We start from the raw sequence: 24,672 nt of genomic DNA, 5'->3' as shown, positions 1-24,672 counted from the left end.
GCGCCGGAACGTCAGGCGGCCATCGCCTTCTTCAGGTTCTCGTCGATCTTGTCGAGGAAGCCCGTGGTGGAGAGCCACTTCTGGTCGGCGCCGACGAGCAGGGCCAGGTCCTTCGTCATGAAGCCCGACTCCACCGTGTCGACGCACACCTTCTCCAGCGTGTCGGAGAACTTGGCGAGCTCGGCGTTGCCGTCGAGCTTGGCGCGGTGCGCCAGGCCGCGGGTCCAGGCGAAGATGGAGGCGATCGAGTTGGTCGAGGTCTCCTTGCCCTTCTGGTGCTCGCGATAGTGGCGCGTCACCGTCCCGTGGGCGGCCTCGGCCTCGACGGTCTGGCCGTCCGGGGTCATCAGCACGGAGGTCATGAGGCCGAGCGAGCCGAAGCCCTGGGCCACGATGTCGGACTGCACGTCGCCGTCATAGTTCTTGCAGGCCCAGACATAGCCGCCGGACCACTTCAGCGCCGAGGCGACCATGTCGTCGATCAGGCGGTGCTCATAGGTGATGCCGAGCGCGTCGAAGCGGGCCTTGAACTCGTTCTGGTAGATCTCCTCGAAGATGTCCTTGAAGCGGCCGTCATAGACCTTGAGGATCGTGTTCTTGGTGGAGAGGTAGACCGGGTACTTGCGGATGAGCCCGTAGTTCAGCGAGGCGCGGGCGAAATCGCGGATCGATTCGTCGAGGTTGTACATCGCCATCGCGACGCCGGCGTCCGGGAACTTGAACACCTCCTTCTCGATGACCGTGCCGTCGTCGCCCTCGAACTTGATCGTCAGGCGGCCCTTGCCGGGAACCTTGAAGTCCGTCGCGCGGTACTGGTCGCCGAAGGCGTGGCGGCCGACGACGATCGGCTGCGTCCAGCCCGGCACGAGGCGCGGCACGTTCTTGCAGATGATCGGCTCGCGGAAGATGACGCCGCCCAGGATGTTGCGGATGGTGCCGTTGGGCGACTTCCACATCTCCTTGAGGCCGAACTCCTTCACGCGGGCCTCGTCCGGCGTGATGGTGGCGCATTTCACGCCGACGCCGGCCTTCTTGATGGCGTGGGCGGAATCGATGGTCACCTGGTCGTTGGTGGCGTCGCGGTTCTCGACCGAAAGGTCGAAATATTGCAGGTCGACGTCGAGATAGGGGTGGATCAGCTTGTCCTTGATGGACTGCCAGATGATCCGGGTCATCTCGTCGCCGTCGAGCTCGACGACCGGGTTCGCCACCTTGATCTTCGCCATCTTGGAAAGCCTCTCGCGCATGAGGTCTGCTGTCGTGGTCCGCCCATGCGCCCCATCGACTGGAGCCGGACCGGACCGGTCGGCGCACCTCATAGCACCCGTCGCGAGGGCGGCAAAGCGCGCCTTTCGGAGGCGCCGGAGGCGAAACGGGGCCTATTCGGCCCCCGTTGCGAGGCGCTCGACGCCGGCCCGGTCGATCGCAGCCGCTGCGGCGCCGATGCGCTGGCCGCCGACGACGAGGTCCGGCGCGATCTCCGCCAGCGGGACGAGCACGAAGGCGCGCTCCAGCAGGCGCGGATGCGGCAGCGTCAGGTTCGGCGCCGCCAGGGCCGCGCCCTCATAGGCCAGGATGTCGATGTCGATCAGCCGCGGGCCCCAGCGCTCCGCCCGGATCCGGCCCATGTCGCGCTCCACCGCCAGGCAGAGCCGCAGCAGCTCGCGCGGCGGCAGGGCGGTGCGCACGGCCGCGCAGGCGTTGACGAACCAGTCCTGCGCGATCGGCCCCCAGGGCGGCGTGCGATAGTCGCCGGAGCGGGCGACCACGGCCACGCCGGCGCGCTCGAGGGCGCCGAGGGCGGCGGCCAGGTTGGCCCGCTTGTCGCCCATGTTGCTGCCGAGGCTGAGCCAGGCGTCAGGCATTCCGGCGGCGCTCGATCTCGACCGACACGGTGTCGAGGATATGCTCCACCGGCGCCTCGGGCTTCTCCACCTTGACGACGACGGCGGCCACGCGAGGCTGAGCGGCGAGGATCTCGGCCGCGATGGCCTCCGCCAGGCCCTCGATGATGCGAAAGCGCCGCTTGGTCGCGATGGCGACGACGAGGTCGGCCACGGCGCCGTAGCACACCGCCTGGCTGTAGTCGTCGCCGCGTCCGGCCGCCGCCAGGTCGGCCTCGCAGGTGACCGTGATGAAGAAGCGCTGGCCGAGCCGCTCCTCTTCGGGCAGCACGCCATGCCTCGCATAGATGGCGATCCGGGACAGGGTGATGCGGTCGGTCATGGGCGGTTCTCTCCTGGGGCCCCGGCGCGCCGGATGGCGTCCATCACGCACGCCAGGTCGACATGGGGCTTCACGTCGTGGACGCGGATGATGTCGGCGCCGCCCGCGATGGCGGCCGCATGGGCGCCCAGCGTGCCGAAGAGCCGGTCCTTGGGGGCGACGTCCTCGCCCAGGATGCGGCGCATGAACGACTTGCGCGAGGCGCCCACCAGCACCCGGAAGCCGAGCGCCTTCAGCTCGCCCACGCGCCGCAAGGCGTCGAGGTTCTGCTCATAGGACTTGCCGAAGCCGATGCCGGGATCGAGCACGATGCGGTCCTCGGAGACCCCCGCTGCGCGCGCCAGCGCCAGCGTGCGCTCGAAGAAGCGTTTCATGTCGTCGAGGATGTCGAGCGAGGCGTCGATGCTCTCGCGGTTGTGCATGACGACGACGTCGCATGCGTGCTCCGCCGCCACGGCCGCCATGGCGGGGTCGCGCTGCAGGCCCCAGACGTCGTTGAGGATGTGGGCCCCGAGCGCCAGCGCCTTTCGGGCGGTGTCGGCCCGGAAGGTGTCGATCGAGACCGGGATCGCCAGCGCCGGCGCCAGCGCGGCGATCACGGGCAGCACCCGCCGCTGCTCCTCCTCGGCGCCGATCGGCTGGTGTCCGGGGCGGGTGGACTCGCCGCCCACGTCGACGATGTCGGCGCCCTCGGCCGCCAAGCCGAGGCCGTGGCGCAGCGCGACGGCGGGGTCGAGGAAGTCGCCGCCGTCGGAAAAGGAATCCGGCGTGACGTTCACCACGCCCATGATCAGGGTCCGGGCGGCCGGCCGTGCGCCGGGGTGCGGGGAGGGGACGGGGGACGGGTCGCTCATCGGGGCAGCCTGGGGCGGATGCGCGCTTATCGACCGATTGGGCGACGATGTCGAGGCGGGCGATCGGCGGCTCCGCGCAGGTTGTTGGGGCTCCCCCTCGGGGCCTTGTTTCTGTATGGCTGCGCGCCAGAGCCCGCCCGCACCACCCCGCGAGACCCCGCATGCCCGGAGCCGGAACCGACCATACGCGCCCCACCCTGGAGGGCGGCCCCGTCGTGGTGCTCGTCGAGCCGCAGCTTGGCGAGAACATCGGCATGGCGGCGCGGGCGATGGCCAATTTCGGCCTCGCCGAGATGCGGCTCGTGCGGCCGCGCGACCGCTGGCTGAACCAGAAGACGCGGGCCGCCGCGGCGGGAGCGGAGTTCATACTCGACGGCGCCCGGCTCTACGGCTCGCTGCGCGAGGCGATCGCGGACCTGCAGTTCACCTATGCGACCACGGCGCGGGAGCGCGGCCAGGGCAAGGACGTGGTCGGCCCCGCCGAGGCGGGCTCGGCCATGCGGGCCCGCGCCGCGCAGGGCCAGCGCATCGGGGTGATCTTCGGGCGCGAGCGGACCGGGCTGGAAAACGACGACATCTCGCTCGCCGACGCGATCCTGACCTATCCGGTGAACCCGGCCTACGCCTCGCTGAACCTGTCCCAGGCGGTGCTGCTGGCCGGCTACGCCTGGATGTCGGCGGCCGATGCGCCGCTGCCCTTCGAGCGCAAGCAGAAATGGGGGCCGGCGACGCGCGAGATGGTGCTGTCCTTCTTCGACTATCTGGAGGACCAGCTGGAGGCCCGCGGCTTCTTCCGCCCGCCGCACAAGCGCCCCGTGATGAGCCGCAACCTGCGCAACATCTTCCACCGCGTGGGACTGTCCGAACAGGACGTCCGCACCCTGCGGGGCATGGTGGTGCGGCTGGTCGAAGGTCCCCGCGAGCCCCAGACCAAGAAACGCCGCGGCCCCAAGCAGCCCCCCAAGGGATACAAGCCGCCGGACGCGTGAAAGCGCCGCAGCTTCTCCCTCTCCCCGGCACGGGGAGAGGGTTGGGGTGAGGGGATTTGCGAAGCGCTGTAGCGGCGGGGACGTCCCCTCATCCGACCTCGCTTCGCTCGGCTGCGTTCTCCCGGTTCCGGGGAGAAGGGAAGGCGCGCTCTCGTCTCCCCGGGCCGGTGATTTTGCAACCGGCTTCGCGTCTGGTCTGTGGCGTTTGAACTCGCGCGGCGGGATGCTCGGTTCCCATGCGGGGACACTCGACCGTCCAAATCGGCAGGGCGCGGCGGCTTCTGCGAGAGCTGACGGAGGCCGAGCGCAAGTTGTGGCGTGCGTTGCGCGACCGCAGGCATGCGGGGCTGAAATTCGTCCGGCAGGAGCCGATCGGCTCCTATATTGCGGATTTCTGCTGCCGCGAGCGCCGGCTCGTGGTCGAGGTGGACGGCGGCCAGCACGCGGGAAGCAGGCGCGACCTCATCCGCGACGCCGCGCTCGCGGCGGCCGGCTACCGCGTGCTGCGGTTCTGGACCCACGAGGTGTTCCAGGATCTTACGATGGTGCTGGACACCATCTATGCCCGTGCGATGGAAGCGGGGTCCGCTCGCGCGTGAGCGCTCTCCCCCTCTCCCCGGGACGGGGAGAGGGCTGGGGTGAGGGGACTTCGAAGCGCTGCAGCGGCGGGGACATCCCCTCATCCGACCTCGCTTCGGTCGGTTGCGTTCTCCCCGTGCCGGGGAGCAGGGAGGGTTTGGGCTCCCCTCTCTCCCGGGACGGGGAGAGTGTTGGGTTGAGGGAACTTTTAAGCATGGCACAGGCGGGGATGTCCCCTCATCCGACCTCGCTTCGCTCGGCCACCTTCTCCCCGTTCCGGGGAGAAGGGAAAGTTCGCGCTCTCCCTCTGCCCGGCACGGGGAGAGGGCGGATCGTTACTGGGCGTTAACTCGGGCGGGTTGTACTGGATCGATACGTGAGGCGCGGGCGCGATGCGGGTCGATCTTTGGGCCGGGATTCAGTATCAGGGCGCGGCCATGACCCTGCCGCGTGCTCCTGTCATCCTCGTGTTCGATTCCGGCCTGGGCGGGCTGACGGTGTTCCGCGAGGTCGTGAAGGCACGGCCCGACGCGCGCTTCGTCTATGCGGCTGACGACGCCGCCTTCCCGTATGGCGGGCTGGACGAGGGCGCCCTGGTGGCGCGCGTGACGGCCGTGATGGACCGCCTCGTCGCCCTGCATGCGCCAGACCTCGTGGTGGTGGCGTGCAACACGGCGTCCACGCTGGTGCTGCCGGCGCTGCGGGCGCGTTTCGCCCTTCCGTTCGTCGGGACGGTCCCGGCCATCAAGCCGGCGGTCGAGCGGTCGGTGACCCGCCGGGTCGCCGTGCTGGCGACGCCCGGCACGGTGAAGCGGGACTACACGCAGGCGCTGATCGACGAGTTCGCCGGGGACTGCAAGGTGACGCTGGTGGGCTCGACCGCGCTCGCCGGGCTGGCCGAGGCGCAGCTGCGGGGCGAAGCCGTGGAGGACGCCGCCATCGCGGCCGAGATCGCGCCCTGCTTTCCGGACGAGGGCCCGCCCACCGACGTGGTGGTGCTGGGCTGCACCCACTACCCGCTGCTGCGGACGCGGATGGAGCGGCTCGCGCCCTGGCCGGTGGCGTGGATCGATCCCGCCCCCGCCATCGCCCGGCGGGTGACGCAGCTCCTCGGCGCGCCGCCGCCGGCGCATGACGGCGAGGAGGAGGCCGCGGCGCTGTTCACCTCCGGCCGGGCGGTGACGCCGGAGCTTCGCCGCGCGCTCGGAGCGTTCGGGCTGGCGCGCCTGCACATCGAGGCCATGCCGCTGGGCGCCTGAGTGCGGCGAAGCGGCGCCGGCGGCCTTGCTCCCGGTTTGACAGGACGACCCCGCTTCTGTATCAGCACCTCCGTAGCGCGGGCCGGATTTCGGCCCGCGATGCTTTTGACGCACCCGTGGTCTCGCGCGAACGCTCGCAACGGACCTGTCGGCCCCGCCTCACGGCGGAGCAGAGGAGGGCGCGTTCCTCAATAACCCTTAACACCAAGAGGAACCGCGATGACGAAGCGCGTTCAGGCCAAATACAAGATCGACCGCCGCCTCGGCCAGAACATCTGGGGCCGCCCGAAGAGCCCCGTGAACCGCCGCGAATACGGCCCCGGCCAGCATGGCCAGCGCCGCAAGGGCAAGCTCTCCGACTTCGGCACGCAGCTGCGCGCCAAGCAGAAGCTGAAGGGCTACTACGGCAACATTTCCGAGAAGCAGTTCCGCAAGTACTACGAAGAGGCGCTCCGCCTGAAGGGCGACTCGGGCGAGAACCTGATCGGCCTGCTCGAGCGCCGCCTCGACGCCGTCGTGTACCGCTGCAAGTTCGTCGCGACCCCGTTCGCGGCCCGGCAGTTCGTGAACCACGGCCACATCCGCATCAATGGCCGCCGCGTGAACATCGCCAGCTACCAGGTCAAGGTCGGCGACGTGATCGAGGTGAAGGACTCCTCCAAGCAGCTCGCCATCGTGCTCGAGGCCTCCCAGCTCGCCGAGCGTGACGTGCCGGACTACATCGAGGTCGACCACTCCAAGATGACCGCCAAGATGTCGCGCATCCCCGGCCTGTCCGAGGTGCCCTACGCGGTCCAGATGGAGCCGAACCTGGTCATCGAGTTCTACTCGCGCTGATCCGCGGCCTCGGCCGTTTTCGTTTCGGGGTCGCCGGGCAACCGGCGGCCCCTTTTTCGTGGCCGGTCGCGATGCATTTGAACGATTCCGGCGAGGGCGCCTTCAGATCCGTGGGTTACACACGGGACGGTTGCAATCGGAACAGCTCGATGCCCTCTCGTCTCCCCCGGATCTTCGCTCTGACCACTCTTGCGGCCCTGGTCTGCTTCGCGCCCAGCGCGCGCGCCGGGGATGATTGCGGCGACATCACCGCCGATCTTCGCGGCCTGACCTTGAAGTACCAGCGCATCATGGCCGAGATCGGCGACGCGCGGCGCCAGCTCGCCTATCTGCCCAAGGGCCAGGAGGCGGTGCTGCGGGCCGTCGGGCGTTTCGCCAGCCTGAGCTCGTCGGCCCGCGGCGAGCGCGAGCGCATCCTGCAGCTCTATCGGGACGCGGTGACGCAGGAGTGCTGGCAGTTCGAGCAGGCCAACCTGGACCACACCTCCGACGCCTTCGCCCGCGCCACGGCCGGGGAAGAGGAGACGCTGGTGGGGACGCGCCGGGTGATCTCCGGGCTCGCCACCGTGGTGAAGTAAGCAGGGCGACGCACGCCAGCCGTGTAAAGCCGGCGTCGCGCAGGCGATGCGATCATCAAATCTGAAACGAGCGGAAGACGGATTTTCAAAGGGTCGCCTGTAGGGTGGGTTCGTCCATCCCGGAACGGCCCATGACACGCCTTGCCTCGTCCCTCCTGATCTTCGTCGCACTCAGCGGCGCTGCCCATGCGTGCGGCGCCGAGCGCGCGCGGATCTATGGGATGACGCTGCAGTATCAGTCCGCCATGGCGCAGTTGACCCAGCGCCGGCTGGGAATGGGCCATGGCGTGGCGTCCGACAGCGAGGAGGCCGCGATGGAGGCGGTGCGCTATCGGGCGCTCCACCTCGACGTCCAGCGCAGGCGCGCCGCCATCCTGGAGCTCTACGTCGCCATGGTGGGAATGGAGTGCGAGCATTTCGACGCCACGAGCCTGGCGCAGACCCAGGACCGCTTCCGGGCCCTGGCCGCGGAGGAGCGCGCCTATCTGGACTTCAGGATGGGCCGCAAGACCGCGCGGCTCGATCTCGGCGACTAGACCATGCTGCGTGCGATAAGCCGGATTCCACCTTTTCGCAGCATGCTTAAGCTCAGAACCGCTGGATGTCGGGCGGGGCGCCGGCGGTCTCGAACTGCAGGCTGTAGCGGGCGCCCGCTCCGTCCTTGGCTTCGCAGCTCAGGCTCGCCAGCGCCTTGCCGTCCGGCCCGCGCGAGAGGCTGCAGGCCCCGTCGACGTCGATGTGCGGCGCGTCGGGGCTGCTGCCGACATAGACCCGAGAGAGCCTCAGATCCGGCAGGTCGGCCGCGGACGTCCTTGGGCCTTCGCCCACGAAAGTGAGGGCGGACTTGCCGTCGGCCATGCCGATCATCACCAGCGTGCGGTTGTTCTTCAGCCTGGTGACGAGCACGCCGGCCTTGGGCGAGCAGGCCGCCTCCTTGCCGGCGACCACGATGGCGGTGCAGCGGCCGTGCAGCGAGGCCATGAGGTCGAGCTTGATGTCGTCCGAGCCCTGGGCGGGCTGCCAGGCGGCCAGTCCGGCCGATCCCATCGCCAGGATCGCCGCAGTGGAGAGGAGGGTCCGCATCATCGTCTGTCCTTCCCGCGCCATTCGCGCTCGCCCGCCGCCCATTCCCGATTCCCGGCCCCGCGAGAAGGGCCAGGCCCGATATTCCCGGCGCCCTGGCGCAGACGCCCGGGAGCCGCGCCCTCGCCGCCACACCCCGGCATCGAAAGCACGGCCGCGACGCCGCCTCCGTGCGGCGGCGCACAGGCTGGCGCCACGCTGGCGTCGTCCCGAGCCCGGCCGCGGCGCCTGACGCCTTGCGCTTCACCTTGGCGGGAACCAATGTGGCCGACGCCCATGAATGTTTTACACAACGTCCGAGCCCGTTCTGGAGTGGCAAGCCGTGAAACTGCTCGTGATTGAAGATGATGTGGAGATGGCTGAAGACGTCGCATCCCGCCTGAGGGAGCTAGGCCATCAGGTGGAGGTGGTCGGAAACGGCCGGGAGGGCCTCGCCGCGGCCTTCGCCGACGCGTATGACGTGCTGATCGTCGACCGCATGCTGCCGGAGCTCGACGGCCTCACGCTGGTGAGCCGCCTGCGCAAGGACGACGTCAGCACGCCGGTGCTGTTTCTCACCACGCTGTCGGGCATCGACGACCGCGTGGAGGGCCTGGAGGCGGGCGGAGACGACTACCTGGTCAAGCCCTTCGCCCCGGCCGAACTGATCGCCCGCGTCAACGCGCTCGGCCGGCGCGCCAAGCTCGGGGCGGCCGAGACGGTGCTGCGGGTCGCGGACCTGGAGATCGATCTGGTGAAGCGCACCGTGGTGCGCGGCGGCCAGAAGATCGACCTGCAGCCGCGCGAGTTCCAGCTCCTGGAGTTCCTGATGCGGCACGCCGGCGAAGTGGTCACCCGCACGATGCTGCTGGAGAATGTCTGGGACTTTCATTTCGATCCCCAGACCAACATCGTCGAGACCCATATCAGCCGCCTTCGCAGCAAGGTCGACCGGGATTTCCCCGGCATGCTGATCCAGACCGTGCGTGGGGCGGGGTACCTCATGCGCGAGCCGTAGCGCCGTCATGCTGACCCGGACGAAAGCTGGCCTGAAGCCCGCCGAGACGTCGTCGAAATTCACGCACACGGCCGCATTCCGGCTGGCGCTGCTTTACGCGGCGATCTTCGGGCTCTCCACCTTCGTCCTGTTCGCGTTCACCTATTTCCGGGTGCAGGCCTATGGGCTGGACCAGATGCGGGCCTCCATCGGGACGGAGCTGAGCGCGCTCCTGGAGGAGGAGCGCAGGGCCGGCGAGGCCCGGCTGCGCGAGGAGGTCGCCGCGCGCGGCAGCTCGGCCGAGTCCCGCTCCAGCTTCTACCTGCTGCAGGACGCGCGGGGCGTGCGCCTGGCCGGCAACATCCCGCCGGTTCCGCCGGTCGAGGGCCTCTTCGAAATGCGGGTCGCGCCCACCCACACGGGCGCGGACGGCGGGCAGGACACCAGCCTGGCGATGTTTCGCGGGGCGGTCCTGCCGTCCGGCGGCTATCTGGCGATCGGCCGCAATCTCGGCGACCTCGACGACCTGAACACGCTCGTGCTGCGGGCCTTCCTGGGCTCGCTGGCCGTGACGGCGATCCTGGCGCTGGCCGGAGGCCTGCTGCTGGGCGCCGGCTTCGTGCGCCGGCTGGAGGCCATCAACCGCACGGCGCGCACGATCGTGAGCGGCCGCCTGTCGGAGCGCATCCCTCTGCAGGGCTCGGGCGACGAGCTCGACCAGCTCTCCGACAACCTCAACACCATGCTGGACCGCATCCAGACGCTGATGGAGAGCATGCGGCAGGTCTCCAGCGACGTGGCGCACGATCTGCGCACCCCCCTGGCGCGGCTGCGCCAGAGGCTGGAGCGGATGCGCCAGAAGGCCAAGGAGCCGGCCCAGCAGGACGACATGGAGGCCGCGCTCGGCGAAATCGACAACATCCTCGGCACCTTTTCGGCGCTGCTGCGCATCGCCCAGATCGAAACCGGCTCACGCCGCGCCGGCTTCCGGTCCTACGATCTCTCGGACGTGTTCGAGACGGTGTGCGACGCCTATGGGGCGGTGGCCGAAGATCACGCCCAGCGTTTCGAGAGCCGGATCGAGCCCGGCGTCATGCATGTGGGCGACCGCGAGCTGATGACGCAGATGCTGGCCAACCTGGTCGAGAACGCGCTGCGCCACTCGCCGCCGGGGGCGGCCGTGCGGGTGGAGCTGCGTCGGGGCGAGGGCGGGCGCCCGGAGGGTCTGGTGAGCGACGATGGGCCGGGCGTGCCCGAGGCCGAACGCGGCAAGGTGTTCCGGCGCTTCTACCGGCTCGAACGCAACCGGACCACGTCCGGCAACGGTCTCGGCCTCAGCCTCGTGGCGGCGGTGGCGGAGTTGCATGACATCAGGCTCAGTCTCGAAGACAACGAGCCGGGCTTGCGGGTCCGCATGGTCTTCTAGCGCGCACGAAAGATGAGGGGATGTTACTCTTTAAACGAGCATAGTCTGTCATTTTGCGTCACTTGATCACACAGCTGATCAATGTAGAATATTATTACGTTCGGCATTTGTTATTCCAATGTCTAAAGCAACGTCGTGGTCCGGCGCCTTGAAGAATTCAAGCTTCAGCTCCACCTCCAGGCGAGGTTCTTCACTCGAGGAGCCGTGATCATGCCGGGGGAGGCGGGCCGTCGCATGGGGATGCGGCGTAACGCACCGCTCTCTCGCCGGCGCGTGGGGGAGGGAACGACGATGACCATGCAGGCGACCGCCGCCATGGCGGTGGACCGCAAGAGGCCCATGACGCGCGAGGAAAAGCGCGTGATCCTGGCCTCGTCGGCGGGCACGATCTTCGAATGGTATGATTTCTACCTCTACGGGTCGCTGGCGGCGATCATTGGGGCGCAGTTCTTCTCCGCCTTTCCGGAAGCGACTCGGAACGTTTTCGCGCTGCTGGCCTTCGCGGCGGGCTTCCTGGTGCGCCCCTTCGGCGCCCTGGTGTTCGGACGGCTGGGCGACCTCGTCGGACGCAAATACACCTTCCTGATGACCATCCTGATCATGGGCGTCTCGACCTTCGTGGTCGGCCTGCTGCCCGGCTACGAGACGATCGGCTGGCTCGCGCCCGTGATCCTGATCGCGCTGCGCATGCTGCAGGGACTGGCGCTCGGCGGCGAATATGGCGGCGCGGTGGTGTATGTGGCCGAGCACGCGCCCCAGGGCCGGCGCGGCTTCTTCACCTCCTGGATTCAGACCACCGCGACGCTCGGGCTGCTGCTCTCGCTGATGGTGATTCTGGCGGTCCGCAGCTGGACCGGCGAGCAGGCCTTCGCGGCCTGGGGCTGGCGCATCCCGTTCCTGCTTTCCATCTTCCTGCTCGGCATCTCGGTCTGGATCCGGCTCCAGATGGAGGAAAGCCCGGCCTTCAAGAAGATGAAGGAGGAGGGCGCGCTCTCCAAGGCTCCGCTGTCGGAGGCTTTCGGCCAGTGGAGGAACGCGCGTTTCGCCTTGATCGCGCTGCTCGGCCTCGTCGCCGGCCAGGCGGTGGTCTGGTACACGGGGCAGTTCTACGCCCTGTTCTTCCTGCAGAACATTCTGCGGGTGGACATGTTCACCGCCAACGTGCTGATCGCCTGGTCGCTGATCCTGGGCACGGCCGGCTTCGTAATCTTCGGCTCGCTGTCGGACAGGATCGGCCGCAAGCCGATCATCCTGGCGGGCTGCCTGCTCGCGGCGCTGACCTATTTCCCGATCTTCGGGTTCATCACCCAGACCGCGAACCCGATGCTCGACAGGGCCCAGAAGGCGACCAAGATCGTCGTGCTGGCCGACATGGAGCAGTGCTCGTTCCAGTTCAATCCGACAGGCACCTCCAAGTTCACCAGCTCGTGCGACATCGCCAAGGCGCTGCTCGCCCGCAGCTCGGTGAGCTATTCGGTGCAGGAGGCGCCGGCCGGGTCCGTGACCAAGATCCGCATCGGCGACAAGGAGGTTGCGTCCTATGACGCGGCCGCGCTCACGGGCGACCAGGTGAAGGCTGTTCCGGCCGCCTTCACCAAGGCGGTGAACGACGCGCTCGGCGCGGCGGGCTATCCGGTGGCGGGCGTCGCCAACGCCGAGATCGTGAAGATGTCGGGCTTCTTCGACCTCTTCCGCGGGCAGGTGATCCTGCTCGTGCTGGCGCTCACCTACCTGGTGGTGCTGGTGACCATGGTGTACGGCCCGATCGCGGCGGCGCTCGTGGAGCTCTTCCCGACCCGCATCCGCTACACCGGCATGTCGCTGCCCTACCATATCGGCAACGGCTGGTTCGGCGGGCTGATGCCGGCGACCGCCTTCGCGATGATCGCCCAATCCGGCGACATCTATTTCGGCCTCTGGTACCCGATCGTGATCGCGCTCGGCACCTTCGTGATCGGCATGTTGTTCGTGCCGGAGAACAAGGACCGGGACATCTTCGTGGATGACAAGGCGGCCTGATCGCGGCCGCTGACCACAGGAAAGGGCCGGCGCGCGAGCAGCCGGCCCTTTCTTCGTTCTGGACGCGGCGGTTTTACTGGCCGGCCTGCACCGAGAGTTCGTTCTCGTCGCCACGGGGGCGGTCGACGGCGAGGCTCTCGCCGGTGACGAGGTAGTACACCGTCTCGGCGATGTTGGTGGCGTGGTCGCCGATGCGCTCCACGTTCTTGGCGCCGAACAGGAGATGCGTGCAGAACCCGATATTGCGCGGGTCCTCCATCATGTAGGTCAGCAGTTCGCGGAAGAGCGAGTTGTACAGGTTGTCGATGTCGCCGTCCCGCTGCCAGACGGCCAGCGCCGCCTGGGCGTCGCGCTGGGTGTAGGCGTCGATCACGCTCTTGAACTGCGTCAGCGCCATCAGGCTCATATTGTTGATGCCGGCCAGCAGCTTCTGCGGCGGGAACTGGCCTTCCATCGCGAGAATGCGCTTGGCCATGTTCTTGACGAGGTCGCCGACGCGCTCCAGGTCGTTGGCGATGCGGATCGTGGCGATGACGTCGCGCAGGTCCACCGCCATCGGCTGGCGCCGGGCGATGGTGAGGACCGCCTTCTCCTCCACCTCGCGCTGCAGCCTATCGAGGCGCGGGTCGGCGGCGATGATCTGCTGCGCCAGCCGGATGTCCTGCCGGGCCAGCGCGTCGATCGCGTCGGACTGCATCTTCTCGGCGATGCCGCCCATCTCGGCGATCGTGCGCTGCAGCTCCTTGAGCTCCTGGTCGAAGGCCGCGACGGTGTGGTTGGCCATGGTGATGTCCCTCGTCTGCGCGCTCAGCCGAACCGGCCGGTGATGTAGTCCTGCGTGGCCTTCTGCTTCGGGGCGGTGAAGATCTTGTCCGTCTCGTCGAACTCGATCAGCTCGCCCAGATACATGAACGCCGTGTAGTCGGACACGCGCGCCGCCTGCTGCATGTTGTGCGTCACGATCGCGATGGTGTAGTGCGCCTTCAGCTCGTCGATCAACTCCTCGACCTTGGCGGTCGAGATCGGGTCCAGCGCCGAGCAGGGCTCGTCGAACAGGATCACCTCCGGCTTCACGGCCACCGAGCGGGCGATGCACAGGCGCTGCTGCTGGCCGCCCGACAGGCTGAGCCCGGAGGCTGCGAGCTTGTCCTTGACCTCGTCCCACAGCGCGGCGCCGCGCAGCGCCTGCTCGACGCGGCCGTCCATCTCGCTCTTGGGCAGGTTCTCGTAGAGGCGGATGCCGAACGCGATGTTCTCGTAGATCGACATCGGGAAGGGCGTCGGCTTCTGGAACACCATGCCGATGCGGGCGCGCAGGAGATTGAGATCCTGCTTGGGGTCGAGGATGTTCTCGCCGTCCATCAGCACCTCGCCCTCGGCGCGCTGCTTGGGATAGAGGTCGTACATGCGGTTGAGCACGCGCAGCAGCGTGGACTTGCCGCAACCGGACGGGCCGATGAAGGCCGTGACCTTGCGGTCGTAGAGCGGCAGGTTGATGCCCTTCAGGGCGAGGTTGGCGCCGTAGAAGAACTTCAGGTCCTTGACGCTGACCTTTTCGGGAAGGGCGTTGGCGGCTTGCATCAGGAAGTCCTCGACGAGGAAAGGCTGCGGGCCGTGACGCTGAGCACGAGCACCGTCATGGTGATGATGATCGCGCCGGCCCAGGCGAGGCTCTGGGAGTCCTTGTAGGGGCTCGAGGCGAACTGGAAGATCACGTAGGGCAGGTTGGCGACCGGCCGCGTCATGTCCCATGAGAAGAACTGGTTGTTGAGCGCGGTGAACAGCAGCGGCGCGGTTTCGCCGCTGATGCGCGCCACCGCAAGCAGGATGCCGGTGACGATGCCCGAGCGGGCGGCCGAGTAGATCACCTTGCGGATCACCAGCGAGCGCGGCATGCCGAGCGCGTAGGAGGCTTCGCGCAGGGCCGTGGGCACCAGCCGCAGCATGTCCTCGGTGGTGCGCAGAACGACCGGGATCACGATCACGCCCAGCGCCAGCCCGCCCGCGATGCCGGAGAAGCGCCCGACCGGCTCCACCGCGATGGTGTAGATGAAGAGGCCGATCACGATGGAAGGCGCGCTCAGCAGGATGTCGTTGATGAAGCGCACCACGCCGGCGAGGCGCGAGCCGGCGCTGTACTCGGCCAGCCAGGTGCCCGCCATGATGCCGAGCGGCGCGCCGACCAGGACGCCCAGCGCGGTCATCATGAGCGACCCCACGATGGCGTTGAGCAGGCCGCCGGCGCTGCCGGGCGGCGGCGTCATCTCGGTGAACACGCGCGGGCTGAGGCTGGTGAGGCCGTTCCAGAGCAGCGAGCCCAGGATGAGGCAGAGCATGCCGAGGCCGAGCACGGTGGCGGCGACCGAAAGCGCCATCCAGACCGAGCTGGTCGCGGCGCGGCCGCGATATTTGGAGACGTCCTTCATGACTCAGGCTCCCGCCCGGCGTTCGAGGCGCATCAGCATCAGCCTGGCGCATGACAGCACCACGAAGGTGACCAGGAACAGCAGCAGGCCCAGCGTCATCAGCGACGAGGTGTAGAGGCCGGGCTCGGCCTCGCCGAATTGGTTGGCGATGGTGGCCGAGATGGTGGTGCCGGGATCCAGCAGGTTGGCCGAGATGCGGTTGGCGTTGCCGACCACGAAGGTGACCGCCATGGTCTCGCCGAGCGCGCGGCCCAGCGCCAGCATGACGCCGCCGATGATGCCGACGCGGGTGAACGGGATCACGACGCTGCGGATCACCTCCCAGCGGGTGCAGCCGAGGCCGTAGGCCGACTCCTTCAACATCGGCGGCACCGTCTCGAAGACGTCGCGCGTGATGGAGGAGATGAAGGGCAGCACCATGATGGCCAGCACGAGGCCGGCGGTGAACAGCGACAGGCCCGAGCCCAGCACCGACTGCAGGAAGGGGTTCAGGACGAAGAAGCCCCACATGCCGTAGATGATGGACGGGATGCCGGCCAGCAGCTCGATCGCGATGCCGACGGGCCGGCGCAGCGCCGGCGGGCAGAGCTCGGTGAGGAAGATCGCCACGCCGATCCCGACCGGCACGGCGATCAGCATCGCGATCGCGGAGGTGACGAGCGTGCCGTAGATCGAGGGCGCGGCGCCGAACTTCTCCAGCGGCGGGTTCCAGGACTGCGAGGTCAGGAACGAGAAGCCGTAGGCGCGCAAAGTCGGCATGGAGCCGATGATCAGCGACAGGATCACGCCCGAGAGGATCAGCAGCACCGTCATGGCGCTAAGGCGCGTGACCGCGCCGAACACGGCGTCCGACAGCTTGAAGCGGGAGAGCGCCTTGAGCCGGCTGTCGGCCGCCGGGGTCTCCGCGTGGGTGGCCTGCATGGCGAGATCGACCATCGGTGCGCCTCGTGGGGCGGTTGCTTCGGGGCGGTTGCTTCGAAGCGTTGTCGGACAGTCACCCGACGGCTCAACCTCTCGGCGTCATCCCCGGCGGCGCGAAGCGCCGGGAAGGGGATCCAGCGGGACCTTCGCCCAGCTTTCTGGATCCCCTTCCCGATCCGCTGCGCGGATCGCCGGGGATGACGGACGAAAGGTGGCTGCCGTCAGTGGCCGGCGGTGAAGAGCGGCTTGCCGGCCGAGTCCTTGATGCTGTCGGCCCAGGTCTTCTCCACCATGGTGACGACGGCGTCGGGCATCGGAATGTAGTCGAGCTCCTCGGCGGCCTTGTCGCCCTTCTTGAAGGCCCAGTCGAAGAACTTCAGCGCGTCCGTGGCGGCGGCCGGGTCGGCGGGCTGCTTGTGGATGAGGATGAAGGTCGCGGCCGTCATCGGCCAGCTGTCGGCGCCCTTCTGGTTCGACAGGATCACGCCGTAGCCGGGGGCGCTCGACCAGTCCGCGTTGGCGGCGGCGGCCATGAAGGACTTCAGCTCGGGCCCGACCGTCTTGCCGTCGGCGTTGATCATCTTGGCGTGCGAGAGCTTGTTCTGCTTGGCGTAGGCGTATTCGACGTAGCCGATCGCGCCCTTGGACTGCATGACATTGTTAGCGACGCCGTCATTGCCCTTGGCTCCGACGCCGACCGGCCATTCCACGGCGGTGGACACGCCGACCTTGGTCTTCCAGTCGGGGCTGACCTTGGCGAGATAGTCGGTGAAGTTGAAGGTCGTGCCCGAGCCATCGGCGCGGCGCACCACCAGGATGTTGCTGTCGGGCAGCTTCACGCCGGCGTTGAGCTTGGCGATGGCCGGGTCGTTCCAGGTCTTCACGGTTCCCATGAAGATGTTGGCGAGCGTCGGGCCATCGAGCACGAGCTGGCCGGGGGCGACGCCCTCCAGGTTCACGACCGGCACGATGCCGCCCATCACCATCGGGAACTGCACGAGGCCGCTCTTTTCGAGGTCCGCGCCCTTGAGCGGCGCGTCGGTCGCGCCGAAGGTCACGGTCTTGGCCTGGATCTGCTTCACGCCGCCGCCGGAGCCGATGGACTGGTAGTTGAGGCCGACGCCGGTCTCTTTCTTGTAGGCGTCAGCCCACTTCGCATAGACCGGGTACGGGAAGGTCGCGCCGGCGCCCGTGATGTCTGCCGCAAGCGCGGGAGCCGCAGCCGCCGCGAAGGCGAGGCCGGCGGCCGCGAAAAGGGTCTTGGTCTTGGTCGCGAGGGTCATGACGACTCTCCATGTCGGACGTGGGGAGGGGCCGCGCGTCCTGCGCCGCCGCGCCTCCATCGCGACCCCGGGGGCCGCGACGCCCTTTCGCTATGACATGGACATGACAGGTGGATGACACCTGAGGGGCTCGCAGGTCGCATGCGAGAAGCATCGCGCGCCTTGTCCCTCCCCTGCAGGGGAGGGTGGATCGCGCGCAGCGCAAGACGGGTGGGGCCTTTCAGCCTCACGCACGACATTTCCCCACCCACCGCCTTCGGCGGTCCCCCCTCCCCAGAAGGGGAGGGACGGGCGCCCTACGCCTCGCCGAACACGCGCCGGAAAATCGTATCCACGTGCTTCAGGTGGTAGCCGAGGTCGAATTTCTCCTCGAGTTCCTGCGGGCTGAGCGCCTTGGACACGTCCGGGTCGGCCTTGAGCAAGGTGAGGAAGTCGCCCTGGCCGCGCCAGACCGGCATCGCGTTGCGCTGCACCAGCCGGTAGGCGTCCTCGCGGGAGACGCCTTTTTGCGTGAGCGCCAGCAGCACGCGCTGGGAGTGGACCAGCCCGCCGAGGCGGTCGAGGTTCTTCTGCATGTTCTCCGGGTAGACCAGCAGCTTGTCGACCACGCCGGTGAGGCGGGCCAGCGCGAAATCCAGCGTCACGGTGGCGTCGGGGCCGATCATCCGCTCCACGGAGGAATGCGAGATGTCGCGCTCGTGCCAGAGCGCCACGTTCTCCATGGCGGGCAGGGCGTAGGCGCGCACCATGCGGGCGAGGCCCGTGAGGTTCTCGGTGAGCACCGGGTTGCGCTTGTGCGGCATGGCGGAGGAGCCCTTCTGGCCCTCGGAGAAATACTCCTCGGCCTCCAGCACCTCGGAGCGCTGCAGGTGGCGCACCTCGATGGCGAGGCGCTCGATGGAGGACGCCACCACGCCCAGCGTGGCGAAGAACATGGCGTGCCGATCGCGCGGGATCACCTGCGTGGAGACCGGCTCCACGGCGAGCCCCATGGCCTTGGCGACGTGCTCCTCCACGCGCGGGTCGATGTTCGCGAAGGTGCCGACGGCGCCCGAGATGGCGCAGGTGGCGATCTCGCGGCGGGCGAAAACCAGGCGCTCGCGGGCGCGGCTGAATTCCGCGTAGGCCTCGGCCAGTTTGAGGCCGAAGGTCACCGGCTCGGCGTGGATGCCGTGCGAGCGGCCGATGGTGGGCGTCATCTTGTGCTCGAACGCTCGGCGCTTCAGGGCCGCCAGCAGCGCGTCGATGTCGGCGATCAGGAGGTCGGAGGCGCGGGCCATCTGGACGGCCAGGCAGGTGTCGAGCACGTCCGAGGACGTCATGCCCTGATGGATGAAGCGCGCGTCCGGGCCGACGAACTCGCCCAGATGCGTCAGGAAGGCGATGACGTCGTGCTTCACCTCGCGCTCGATCGCGTCGATCTTCTCGACGTCGAAAACGGCCGCGCCGCCCTTTTCCCAGATCGTCTTCGCGGCTTCCCGGGGGATCACGCCCAGCTCCGCCAGCGCGTCACAGGCATGCGCCTCGATCTCGAACCAGATGCGGAAGCGGGTCTCGGGCGACCAGATGGCCACCATCTCGGGGCGGCTATAGCGCGGGATCATGCGGCGGTCCTTTCGGGTGCGCGTCAGAGCTTGATGTCGTAGGTCACCCACCGGGTGCGCTCGGCCACGCGATCATAGAGCGCGCGGGCGCGATCATTGTCTTCGGCGGTGATCCAGCGGATCACGGACCAGCCGCGCTCTTGGCCGAGTCGCTTCAGCTGCGCGATCAGCGCGGATGCGGCCCCTGAGCCCCTGGCCTGCGGGTCGACGAACAGGTCATCCAGGAAGCCGCCGGTCGTCGCCGAAAGCGGCCGCGGGAACGGGCGATAATGCGCCAGCCCCACCAAGCGCCCAGCGTCGAGCGCCGCAAGGCCGCCGACCTCGTGCGCAGGGTCCATGATCCAGCCCCAGACGCGGGCGCGCATCTCGGGCGTCTGCACGACCTTGTAGAATTGGGCGTAGCCCTCGTAAAGGCGCTCCCAGCCGGAACGATCCTGCTCACTCAGGGGGCGGATCTCGATCGCCATGGTCCGGTCCTTCCAGTCGGTCAGCCCTGCGTCCCGCCTACAGCGGTCCGGATGGCCGCGATGTTGGCCGCGTAGGCTTGCGGCGTGCCGCCCTTGAACACGGCCGAGCCCGCGACCAGCACATCCGCGCCGGCTTCGGTGACCAGCGGGGCGGTGTCGACCGTGACGCCGCCGTCGATCTCGATGTGGATCGGCCGGTCGCCCACCAGGGCCTTCACGCGGCGGACCTTCTCGACGATCTCGGGAATGAAGGCCTGGCCGCCGAAGCCGGGGTTCACGGTCATCAGCAGGATGAGGTCGAGATGCGGCAGCACGTATTCGAGCACGCTCTCGGGCGTCGCCGGGTTGATGGAGACGCCGGCCTTCTTGCCGTGATTGCGGATGGCCTGCAGCGAGCGATGGAGATGCGGCCCGGCCTCGGCGTGCACGGTGACGATGTCGCAGCCGGCCCGGCAGAAGGCGTCGAGATAGGGCTCTGCGGGGGCGATCATCAGGTGCGCGTCGAACACCTTGTCGGTGTGGCGGCGCAGCGACCGGATCACGTCCGGGCCGAAGGTGATGTTGGGCACGAAATGCCCGTCCATCACGTCGAGGTGGATCCAGTCGGCGCCCGCGGCGACGACGTCGCGGACCTCCTCGCCGAGGCGGGAGAAGTCGGAGGCGAGGATCGAGGGAGCGATCAGGAGCGGCTTCGTCATCCGTCGGCGGTATCACCGCCGGCGGCGTCAGGCAATGGCGCGGTTCAGGCGGACGCCGCCGTGGGCGCCGTTGTCGCGGCCGTCGTCGCGCCGGTCTGCGACAACGTGCGGCCATAGGCCTGGACGGCGCGCAGCGCCAGCGCCTCGAGGCTGGGCTGGGACGCGCCCGCCATGCTCTTGCGGCGCTCGTTCTGCGTGCGGGACGCGTCGAGCGCGGCGGAGATCTCGTCCTTGCTGATGGCGCCATCGCCGTTGGAGTCGAAGCTCGCCATCAGCTGGTCGGCCAAAGACCCGTTGGCGCGCGGCGGCGGCGGGCCGCGGCCGTCGTTCACGGCGGCGAGTTCGGCCTGCGACAGGGAGCCGTCGCCGTCGGCGTCGAGCTTGCCGAACAGGGACGCGGCGACGCTCTGCGTCGTGCCGCCGGAGGCCTGCGCCTGGATCCCGATCAGGCCGCCGGTCGACTTGTCGAGCGACTGCAGGAAGCTGGAGAACTCGTCCTTGGAGACCGAGCCGCTGGAGTCGCCGTCGACCTTCGACATCAGCAGGGCGGGGTCGAAACCGCCCTGGCCGGCGCTGCCGGTCGGCAGATTCTGCCCGGTCGCGTCCGTCTGGGACGTGGCGGAGGTTTCGTGCCTGGAATGGCCCTTTTTGTGCGACTTGAACGCGTCCATCAGGCTGGACAGGGCGTTTGCGGCTCCGGAAACCGCCAAAGCGGGGATCGTCATGGCTGAACCTCTCTCGCTGGCCCCCCTCGCGGGTCATGATGCGGGCCGGCCTCTCGGCCCTGTCTCGCAAGGGCGGCGCCAGAGCCGCGAGGTCAGGCGGTCCCGGGCGAGGGCGTCTTTCGGACGAGGCGCGCCAGCGGGGCCACGGCCAGCGGCGCGCAGTAGATCGGGAACTGCAGCAGCGAGAAGAACAGGTAGGCGTCGGGCGGGCAGGCGGCCCCCATGGCGATGATGAGCAGGCCGGTGTTGCGCATGCCGGAGCCCAGCCCGAGCACGAAGGCGTCGGCGCGGCCGAGCCGGCGCAGCGCCAGCATGGTGACGGCCAGCCCCAGCACGCAGCTCGCCGTGGCGACCAGAAGATAGAGCGCCACCTTGCCGGGCGACGCGACCGCGGCCGCGATGACGCCGTCCATCGCCGCGATGGCGAAGACGAGGTAGAGGATCACGAACAGGCCGTCGAACTGGTGCTTGAGCGCGTTCAGGCGGGCGTAGCCGAGCGCCCGGCGCAGCACGAAGGCGCCGATGAAGCTGCCGCCCAGCAGCCAGAGCAGGCGAAAGCCCAGCACCGCGGGATCGATCGGCACGACGCTGCCGGCCACGAGGGTCGCGAGCGGCGGCGAGACCAGCGGCGTCACCGCCATGGTGAGGACCAAGAGCGCGATAGGGACGCTGTTGTCCATCCCGAGCAGGGACGTGTAGGCCGCAAAGCCCATCAGGGGCGGCGAGGCGGCGACCAGAGCGAGGCCGAGGAGCAGGCCGGGATCGACGGTCCCGCGCCCGACCAGCGCCAGGCAGGCGAGAACCAGGAGGGGCGGGGCCGCGGTGATCCACGCCCAGCAAACGCCGAGCCGGCCGGGCTGGGCGAGGGCGCGCCGCACGCCGGCGAAGTCGGCCCGGGCGAAGGTCAGCGTGACGAAGCAGAAGATCGAGACGGGCAGCACCGGCCGCATCGTGGAGGCGAGGCCCGGAAGCGCCAGACCGACGAAGATGGAAACGGCGAAGCCCAGCGTCCCGTAGCGGCCCATGGCGGCGAGGGCGCGGGAGAGCGCGGCGAGGGCGGAGGGCATGGGGGAGGTGCTTTCCTCAAGCCAGGAGGCTGCGCTTTCGGGAGAGCGTCTTTTGACCGCTTTGCGGAACATCGACGCTTCAGAGTTGCGGAACGTCGTAGGATCTGCGGCGAATGAGGCATTTCCTGCAACGAAGAATATTCTATGTCATGACCTTGGGGGCGGCGCGTTCCTTGCTCGTCCGAGGAGGACGGGCGACGTGACGCGCCGGCGCGCGAACCTGTATCGTTCACGCGGCAATCGAGCATGGGGCGGTTGAAAGAGCAATGCAGCGCGACGTGGCAGTGTTGGGCGCAGGGATCGTGGGTCTCGGCGCAGCCCTGAAAATCCAGGAAAAGGGGCGTTCCGTCGCTCTCGTGGACCGCCGCGCGGCCGGCGAGGGCACGAGCTTCGGCAATGCGGGCATCATCGAGCGCGCGTCGATCTTTCCCTACGCGTTCCCGCGCAAGCTGTCGGACCTGATCAAATACGGCCTGAACAACACGCCCGAAGCCTATTACCACCTCTCCTATCTGCCCAAGATCGCGCCGTGGCTGGCGCGCTACTGGTGGAACTCCTCTCCGGCCGGCCATCTGGCCGCCATGCGGGCGTCGCTGCCGCTGATCGAGCGGTGCCTTTCCGAGCACGAGCCGCTGATCGAGGCCTCCGGCTCCGAGGCTCTCATCCGGCGCACCGGCTGGATCAAGATGTTCCGGGGCGAAGCCAAGTACAGGGCCGCCATGGAGGACGCCAAGCGGCTGACCCCCTTCGGGCTCAGCTTCGAGTTCCTGAACGCGGCGGGCCTGCGCGAGCGCGAGCCGCACATCAAGGAGACGGCCTTCGGGGCCATCCATTTCAAGGATCCGGCCTGCGTGTCGGATCCCGGCGCCCTCTCGCGCGCCTATCTGCACCTGCTGGAGAGCCGCGGCGGCTCCTTCCTGGCCGGCGACGCCCGCTCGCTGCAGCAGGATGGCGAAGGCTGGACCATCAAGACGGAATCGGGCGTCCTGCACGCCCGCAACGTCGTCGTGGCGCTGGGCCCGTGGTCGGACATCGTCTTCAAGCCGCTGGGCTACGACCTGCCGCTCGCGGTGAAGCGGGGCTATCACCTGCATTACCGCCCGGAAGGCAATGCGGTCCTCAACCACACGCTGCTGGACGCGGACAACGGCTATGTGCTCGCCCCGATGGCGCGCGGCATCCGCCTGACCACGGGCGCCGAGTTCGCCGACCGCGACGCGCCGCCGAGCCCGGTGCAGATCCAGCGCACCGAGCCGCGCGCCCGCGCGCTGTTTCCGCTCGGCGAGGCGGTGGACGCCCATCCGTGGATGGGCTCGCGGCCCTGCACGCCCGACATGCTCCCGATCGTCGGAGAGGCGCCGCGCCACAAGGGACTCTGGTTCGATTTCGGCCACGCCCATCACGGGCTGACGCTGTCGGCCGTCACGGGCCGCCTGCTGGCCGAGATGATCGCGGGCGAGACCCCGTTCACCAATCCTGAGCCGTACAGGGCCGGCCGCTTCCACTGAGGCCTGGCGCCGTCAGGGCGTGACCATGATGCGGCCGAATCGGTCCCGCCAGGCCGGACGCGCGCCCGGGAAGGGGAGCGCGACGGCCTCGAACACGGCCCGCGCGACCGCCCGGGCCAGGCAGTCGGCGGCGGCGACGGCGATCTCGTTCAGGCCATAGACGGGATCCGCCAGCGGCCGCCGGCCGGTCGCGGCGGCGAAGACGAGGTCGCCGTCGAGCGGCGTATGGGCAGGCCGGATCGCGCGGGCGAGGCCGTCATGCGCCGCCACGGCGACGCGCTTGCACTGCGCCTTGGTGAGGTCGGCGTCGCAGGCGACGAGCGCGATCGTGGTGTTCTCGCCCGGGCCGCCCTTCAGCCGCGGCTCCAGCGCCTCGGGCGGCACGCGCATGGGCTGGCCGAGGCCGCCGAACTCGCCGCCGCGCTCATAGGGGGCGGCCCAGAAATGCGGGCCGTCCCCGATCATGACGCTGCCGACGGCGTTCACCGCGACCACCGCGCCGACAATGAAGCCCGACGGCGTGACGGCGCTGGCCGAACCGAGCCCGCCCTTCATGTTCGCGGTGGCGGCTCCGTAGCCCGCGCCGGCGGTGCCCAGCGCGAAACGGTCCGAGGCGGCCTCGCAGGCCGCCATGCCGAGATCGAAATAGGGCGGCTTGCGGCCCCAGGCCTTGTCGCCGCCATTGGCGAGATCGAACAGGATGGCCTGCGGCACGATCGGGACCGTGAGGTCGCGGATGCGAAAGCCGCGCCCGCGCTCGGCCAGCACCGCCTGGACGCCGCCGGCCGCGTCGAGCCCGAAGGCCGAGCCGCCCGAGAGCACGACGGCGTCGATCTTCTCCACCGTCATCTCGGGGTCGAGGAGGGCGGTGTCGCGCGTCCCCGGCCCGCCGCCCTGGATGGCGACGCTGGCCGCCGCGGGCGCCTCGAACAGGACGACCGTGACGCCGGTGGCGCGGGCCGGATCGTCCGCCTGGCCGACGAGGACGCCGGGCACGTCGGTGATGAGGTTCAGCATCCCGCATTTGTCGCGGCGAACGCGGCCGGGCGCAAGACGTCCCCGGGGGCGCCGCTCGCGACATTGCTATCGGGGCGGATCCGCCGCGCCCCTGCGGAGGCTTGGCCTGCAGGCGCGAAGCCGCTACCAC

At 68.9% G+C, this 24,672-nt stretch carries 26 protein-coding genes; 10 read left to right on the top strand and 16 right to left on the bottom strand.

The genetic code is table 11. The features are described 5' to 3' along the window. Positions 1–11 precede the first annotated feature (11 nt). The 4 genes from ABEG18_RS16140 to folP form a co-directional block, all read right to left on the bottom strand. On the bottom strand, positions 12–1,226 hold the full coding sequence (locus tag ABEG18_RS16140; protein WP_406858624.1) for an NADP-dependent isocitrate dehydrogenase: 1,215 nt from the start codon (positions 1,224–1,226) through the stop codon (positions 12–14). A gap of 153 nt (positions 1,227–1,379) precedes the next feature. Next, positions 1,380–1,865 (bottom strand): 2-amino-4-hydroxy-6-hydroxymethyldihydropteridine diphosphokinase, encoded by a 486-nt coding sequence (folK, locus tag ABEG18_RS16135; RefSeq protein WP_406854069.1) that lies wholly within the window; start codon positions 1,863–1,865, stop codon positions 1,380–1,382. Further along, entirely contained in the window at positions 1,858–2,226 is a 369-nt protein-coding gene (gene folB, locus ABEG18_RS16130) for a dihydroneopterin aldolase (protein ID WP_406854068.1), read from the bottom strand. The genes folK and folB overlap by 8 nt, the downstream gene beginning before the upstream one ends. Continuing rightward, positions 2,223–3,080 (bottom strand): dihydropteroate synthase, encoded by an 858-nt coding sequence (folP, locus tag ABEG18_RS16125; RefSeq protein ID WP_406854067.1) that lies wholly within the window; start codon positions 3,078–3,080, stop codon positions 2,223–2,225. Before folP ends, folB begins: the two co-directional genes overlap by 4 nt. A gap of 161 nt (positions 3,081–3,241) precedes the next feature. On the opposite strand from folP, the gene ABEG18_RS16120 reads away from it, so the two are divergent. The 6 genes from ABEG18_RS16120 to ABEG18_RS16095 all read left to right on the top strand — a co-directional run bounded on the left by ABEG18_RS16120 (position 3,242) and on the right by ABEG18_RS16095 (position 7,858). Continuing rightward, positions 3,242–4,069 (top strand): RNA methyltransferase, encoded by an 828-nt coding sequence (locus tag ABEG18_RS16120; protein ID WP_406854066.1) that lies wholly within the window; start codon positions 3,242–3,244, stop codon positions 4,067–4,069. A 236-nt stretch (positions 4,070–4,305) separates the two neighbouring features. Next, a complete protein-coding gene (locus tag ABEG18_RS16115; RefSeq protein ID WP_406854065.1) occupies positions 4,306–4,668 on the top strand; it encodes an endonuclease domain-containing protein in 363 nt (120 codons plus the stop codon). Positions 4,669–5,040: 372 nt separating this feature from the next. Beyond that, complete coding sequence (gene murI / locus ABEG18_RS16110) at positions 5,041–5,907, top strand: glutamate racemase (protein WP_406854064.1); 867 nt, start codon at positions 5,041–5,043, stop codon at positions 5,905–5,907. Between the two features lie 219 nt (positions 5,908–6,126). Then, complete coding sequence (rpsD, locus tag ABEG18_RS16105) at positions 6,127–6,744, top strand: 30S ribosomal protein S4 (protein ID WP_406854063.1); 618 nt, start codon at positions 6,127–6,129, stop codon at positions 6,742–6,744. A 149-nt stretch (positions 6,745–6,893) separates the two neighbouring features. Continuing rightward, positions 6,894–7,322 (top strand): hypothetical protein, encoded by a 429-nt coding sequence (locus tag ABEG18_RS16100; protein ID WP_406854062.1) that lies wholly within the window; start codon positions 6,894–6,896, stop codon positions 7,320–7,322. A 131-nt stretch (positions 7,323–7,453) separates the two neighbouring features. Beyond that, positions 7,454–7,858, top strand: coding sequence for a hypothetical protein (locus tag ABEG18_RS16095; RefSeq protein ID WP_406854061.1), 405 nt, complete (start codon positions 7,454–7,456; stop codon positions 7,856–7,858). A gap of 52 nt (positions 7,859–7,910) precedes the next feature. Here the strand turns inward: ABEG18_RS16095 and ABEG18_RS16090 are convergent, their stop codons facing one another. After that, complete coding sequence (locus ABEG18_RS16090) at positions 7,911–8,408, bottom strand: hypothetical protein (protein ID WP_406854060.1); 498 nt, start codon at positions 8,406–8,408, stop codon at positions 7,911–7,913. Between the two features lie 352 nt (positions 8,409–8,760). On the opposite strand from ABEG18_RS16090, the gene ABEG18_RS16085 reads away from it, so the two are divergent. The 3 genes from ABEG18_RS16085 to ABEG18_RS16075 all read left to right on the top strand — a co-directional run bounded on the left by ABEG18_RS16085 (position 8,761) and on the right by ABEG18_RS16075 (position 12,826). Next, entirely contained in the window at positions 8,761–9,402 is a 642-nt protein-coding gene (locus ABEG18_RS16085; RefSeq protein ID WP_406854059.1) for a winged helix-turn-helix domain-containing protein, read from the top strand. 7 nt (positions 9,403–9,409) lie between these two features. Continuing rightward, positions 9,410–10,807 (top strand): sensor histidine kinase, encoded by a 1,398-nt coding sequence (locus ABEG18_RS16080; RefSeq protein WP_406854058.1) that lies wholly within the window; start codon positions 9,410–9,412, stop codon positions 10,805–10,807. A gap of 339 nt (positions 10,808–11,146) precedes the next feature. Beyond that, on the top strand, positions 11,147–12,826 hold the full coding sequence (locus ABEG18_RS16075) for an MFS transporter (protein ID WP_406858623.1): 1,680 nt from the start codon (positions 11,147–11,149) through the stop codon (positions 12,824–12,826). Positions 12,827–12,899: 73 nt separating this feature from the next. Here ABEG18_RS16075 and phoU read toward each other — a convergent pair whose 3' ends face one another. From phoU to ABEG18_RS16025, 10 genes are all read right to left on the bottom strand, one after another. Then, entirely contained in the window at positions 12,900–13,610 is a 711-nt protein-coding gene (phoU, locus tag ABEG18_RS16070; protein WP_406854057.1) for a phosphate signaling complex protein PhoU, read from the bottom strand. Positions 13,611–13,633: 23 nt separating this feature from the next. Next, on the bottom strand, positions 13,634–14,407 hold the full coding sequence (pstB, locus tag ABEG18_RS16065; RefSeq protein ID WP_406854056.1) for a phosphate ABC transporter ATP-binding protein PstB: 774 nt from the start codon (positions 14,405–14,407) through the stop codon (positions 13,634–13,636). Continuing rightward, positions 14,407–15,252, bottom strand: a complete 846-nt coding sequence (gene pstA, locus ABEG18_RS16060) for a phosphate ABC transporter permease PstA (RefSeq protein ID WP_406854055.1) — start codon at positions 15,250–15,252, stop codon at positions 14,407–14,409. Before pstA ends, pstB begins: the two co-directional genes overlap by 1 nt. A gap of 3 nt (positions 15,253–15,255) precedes the next feature. Then, entirely contained in the window at positions 15,256–16,188 is a 933-nt protein-coding gene (gene pstC / locus ABEG18_RS16055) for a phosphate ABC transporter permease subunit PstC (RefSeq protein ID WP_406854054.1), read from the bottom strand. A 206-nt stretch (positions 16,189–16,394) separates the two neighbouring features. Then, positions 16,395–17,456: a phosphate ABC transporter substrate-binding protein PstS gene (gene pstS / locus ABEG18_RS16050; RefSeq protein WP_406854053.1), complete on the bottom strand. Its 1,062-nt coding sequence runs from the start codon at positions 17,454–17,456 to the stop codon at positions 16,395–16,397. Between the two features lie 296 nt (positions 17,457–17,752). Continuing rightward, on the bottom strand, positions 17,753–19,060 hold the full coding sequence (purB, locus tag ABEG18_RS16045) for an adenylosuccinate lyase (RefSeq protein WP_406854052.1): 1,308 nt from the start codon (positions 19,058–19,060) through the stop codon (positions 17,753–17,755). A 23-nt stretch (positions 19,061–19,083) separates the two neighbouring features. Continuing rightward, the gene (locus ABEG18_RS16040) at positions 19,084–19,527 is read right to left on the bottom strand and encodes an N-acetyltransferase family protein (protein WP_406854051.1); all 444 of its coding nucleotides are present in this window, start codon (positions 19,525–19,527) and stop codon (positions 19,084–19,086) included. A 20-nt stretch (positions 19,528–19,547) separates the two neighbouring features. Next, positions 19,548–20,225: a ribulose-phosphate 3-epimerase gene (gene rpe / locus ABEG18_RS16035; RefSeq protein WP_406854050.1), complete on the bottom strand. Its 678-nt coding sequence runs from the start codon at positions 20,223–20,225 to the stop codon at positions 19,548–19,550. 44 nt (positions 20,226–20,269) lie between these two features. After that, positions 20,270–20,950 carry an EF-hand domain-containing protein gene (locus tag ABEG18_RS16030; protein ID WP_406854049.1) on the bottom strand — a complete coding sequence of 227 codons (681 nt, stop codon included), beginning with the start codon at positions 20,948–20,950 and terminating at the stop codon, positions 20,270–20,272. Positions 20,951–21,042: 92 nt separating this feature from the next. Then, complete coding sequence (locus ABEG18_RS16025; protein WP_406854048.1) at positions 21,043–22,017, bottom strand: hypothetical protein; 975 nt, start codon at positions 22,015–22,017, stop codon at positions 21,043–21,045. Between the two features lie 266 nt (positions 22,018–22,283). Here ABEG18_RS16025 and ABEG18_RS16020 point away from each other — a divergent pair, with 266 nt between their 5' ends. After that, positions 22,284–23,525 (top strand): NAD(P)/FAD-dependent oxidoreductase, encoded by a 1,242-nt coding sequence (locus tag ABEG18_RS16020; protein ID WP_406854047.1) that lies wholly within the window; start codon positions 22,284–22,286, stop codon positions 23,523–23,525. 12 nt (positions 23,526–23,537) lie between these two features. Here the strand turns inward: ABEG18_RS16020 and ABEG18_RS16015 are convergent, their stop codons facing one another. After that, positions 23,538–24,542 (bottom strand): P1 family peptidase, encoded by a 1,005-nt coding sequence (locus ABEG18_RS16015; protein ID WP_406854046.1) that lies wholly within the window; start codon positions 24,540–24,542, stop codon positions 23,538–23,540. Positions 24,543–24,672: the final 130 nt, after the last annotated feature.

The organism is Alsobacter sp. KACC 23698 (genome assembly GCF_045348435.1).
GTDB lineage: Bacteria > Pseudomonadota > Alphaproteobacteria > Rhizobiales > Beijerinckiaceae > Alsobacter.
This window is presented reverse-complemented; position numbering and strand designations above follow the sequence as displayed.

What these genes read in the sequence shown, in the direction of transcription:
- ABEG18_RS16140 (WP_406858624.1), bottom strand. Translation starts at nt 1,226, where the DNA reads ATGGCGAAGATCAAGGTGGCGAACCCGGTCGTCGAGCTCGACGGCGAC.
- folK (WP_406854069.1), bottom strand. Translation starts at nt 1,865, where the DNA reads ATGCCTGACGCCTGGCTCAGCCTCGGCAGCAACATGGGCGACAAGCGG.
- folB (WP_406854068.1), bottom strand. Translation starts at nt 2,226, where the DNA reads ATGACCGACCGCATCACCCTGTCCCGGATCGCCATCTATGCGAGGCAT.
- folP (WP_406854067.1), bottom strand. Translation starts at nt 3,080, where the DNA reads ATGAGCGACCCGTCCCCCGTCCCCTCCCCGCACCCCGGCGCACGGCCG.
- ABEG18_RS16120 (WP_406854066.1), top strand. Translation starts at nt 3,242, where the DNA reads ATGCCCGGAGCCGGAACCGACCATACGCGCCCCACCCTGGAGGGCGGC.
- ABEG18_RS16115 (WP_406854065.1), top strand. Translation starts at nt 4,306, where the DNA reads ATGCGGGGACACTCGACCGTCCAAATCGGCAGGGCGCGGCGGCTTCTG.
- murI (WP_406854064.1), top strand. Translation starts at nt 5,041, where the DNA reads ATGCGGGTCGATCTTTGGGCCGGGATTCAGTATCAGGGCGCGGCCATG.
- rpsD (WP_406854063.1), top strand. Translation starts at nt 6,127, where the DNA reads ATGACGAAGCGCGTTCAGGCCAAATACAAGATCGACCGCCGCCTCGGC.
- ABEG18_RS16100 (WP_406854062.1), top strand. Translation starts at nt 6,894, where the DNA reads ATGCCCTCTCGTCTCCCCCGGATCTTCGCTCTGACCACTCTTGCGGCC.
- ABEG18_RS16095 (WP_406854061.1), top strand. Translation starts at nt 7,454, where the DNA reads ATGACACGCCTTGCCTCGTCCCTCCTGATCTTCGTCGCACTCAGCGGC.
- ABEG18_RS16090 (WP_406854060.1), bottom strand. Translation starts at nt 8,408, where the DNA reads ATGATGCGGACCCTCCTCTCCACTGCGGCGATCCTGGCGATGGGATCG.
- ABEG18_RS16085 (WP_406854059.1), top strand. Translation starts at nt 8,761, where the DNA reads ATGGCTGAAGACGTCGCATCCCGCCTGAGGGAGCTAGGCCATCAGGTG.
- ABEG18_RS16080 (WP_406854058.1), top strand. Translation starts at nt 9,410, where the DNA reads ATGCTGACCCGGACGAAAGCTGGCCTGAAGCCCGCCGAGACGTCGTCG.
- ABEG18_RS16075 (WP_406858623.1), top strand. Translation starts at nt 11,147, where the DNA reads ATGACGCGCGAGGAAAAGCGCGTGATCCTGGCCTCGTCGGCGGGCACG.
- phoU (WP_406854057.1), bottom strand. Translation starts at nt 13,610, where the DNA reads ATGGCCAACCACACCGTCGCGGCCTTCGACCAGGAGCTCAAGGAGCTG.
- pstB (WP_406854056.1), bottom strand. Translation starts at nt 14,407, where the DNA reads ATGCAAGCCGCCAACGCCCTTCCCGAAAAGGTCAGCGTCAAGGACCTG.
- pstA (WP_406854055.1), bottom strand. Translation starts at nt 15,252, where the DNA reads ATGAAGGACGTCTCCAAATATCGCGGCCGCGCCGCGACCAGCTCGGTC.
- pstC (WP_406854054.1), bottom strand. Translation starts at nt 16,188, where the DNA reads ATGGTCGATCTCGCCATGCAGGCCACCCACGCGGAGACCCCGGCGGCC.
- pstS (WP_406854053.1), bottom strand. Translation starts at nt 17,456, where the DNA reads ATGACCCTCGCGACCAAGACCAAGACCCTTTTCGCGGCCGCCGGCCTC.
- purB (WP_406854052.1), bottom strand. Translation starts at nt 19,060, where the DNA reads ATGATCCCGCGCTATAGCCGCCCCGAGATGGTGGCCATCTGGTCGCCC.
- ABEG18_RS16040 (WP_406854051.1), bottom strand. Translation starts at nt 19,527, where the DNA reads ATGGCGATCGAGATCCGCCCCCTGAGTGAGCAGGATCGTTCCGGCTGG.
- rpe (WP_406854050.1), bottom strand. Translation starts at nt 20,225, where the DNA reads ATGACGAAGCCGCTCCTGATCGCTCCCTCGATCCTCGCCTCCGACTTC.
- ABEG18_RS16030 (WP_406854049.1), bottom strand. Translation starts at nt 20,950, where the DNA reads ATGACGATCCCCGCTTTGGCGGTTTCCGGAGCCGCAAACGCCCTGTCC.
- ABEG18_RS16025 (WP_406854048.1), bottom strand. Translation starts at nt 22,017, where the DNA reads ATGCCCTCCGCCCTCGCCGCGCTCTCCCGCGCCCTCGCCGCCATGGGC.
- ABEG18_RS16020 (WP_406854047.1), top strand. Translation starts at nt 22,284, where the DNA reads ATGCAGCGCGACGTGGCAGTGTTGGGCGCAGGGATCGTGGGTCTCGGC.
- ABEG18_RS16015 (WP_406854046.1), bottom strand. Translation starts at nt 24,542, where the DNA reads ATGCTGAACCTCATCACCGACGTGCCCGGCGTCCTCGTCGGCCAGGCG.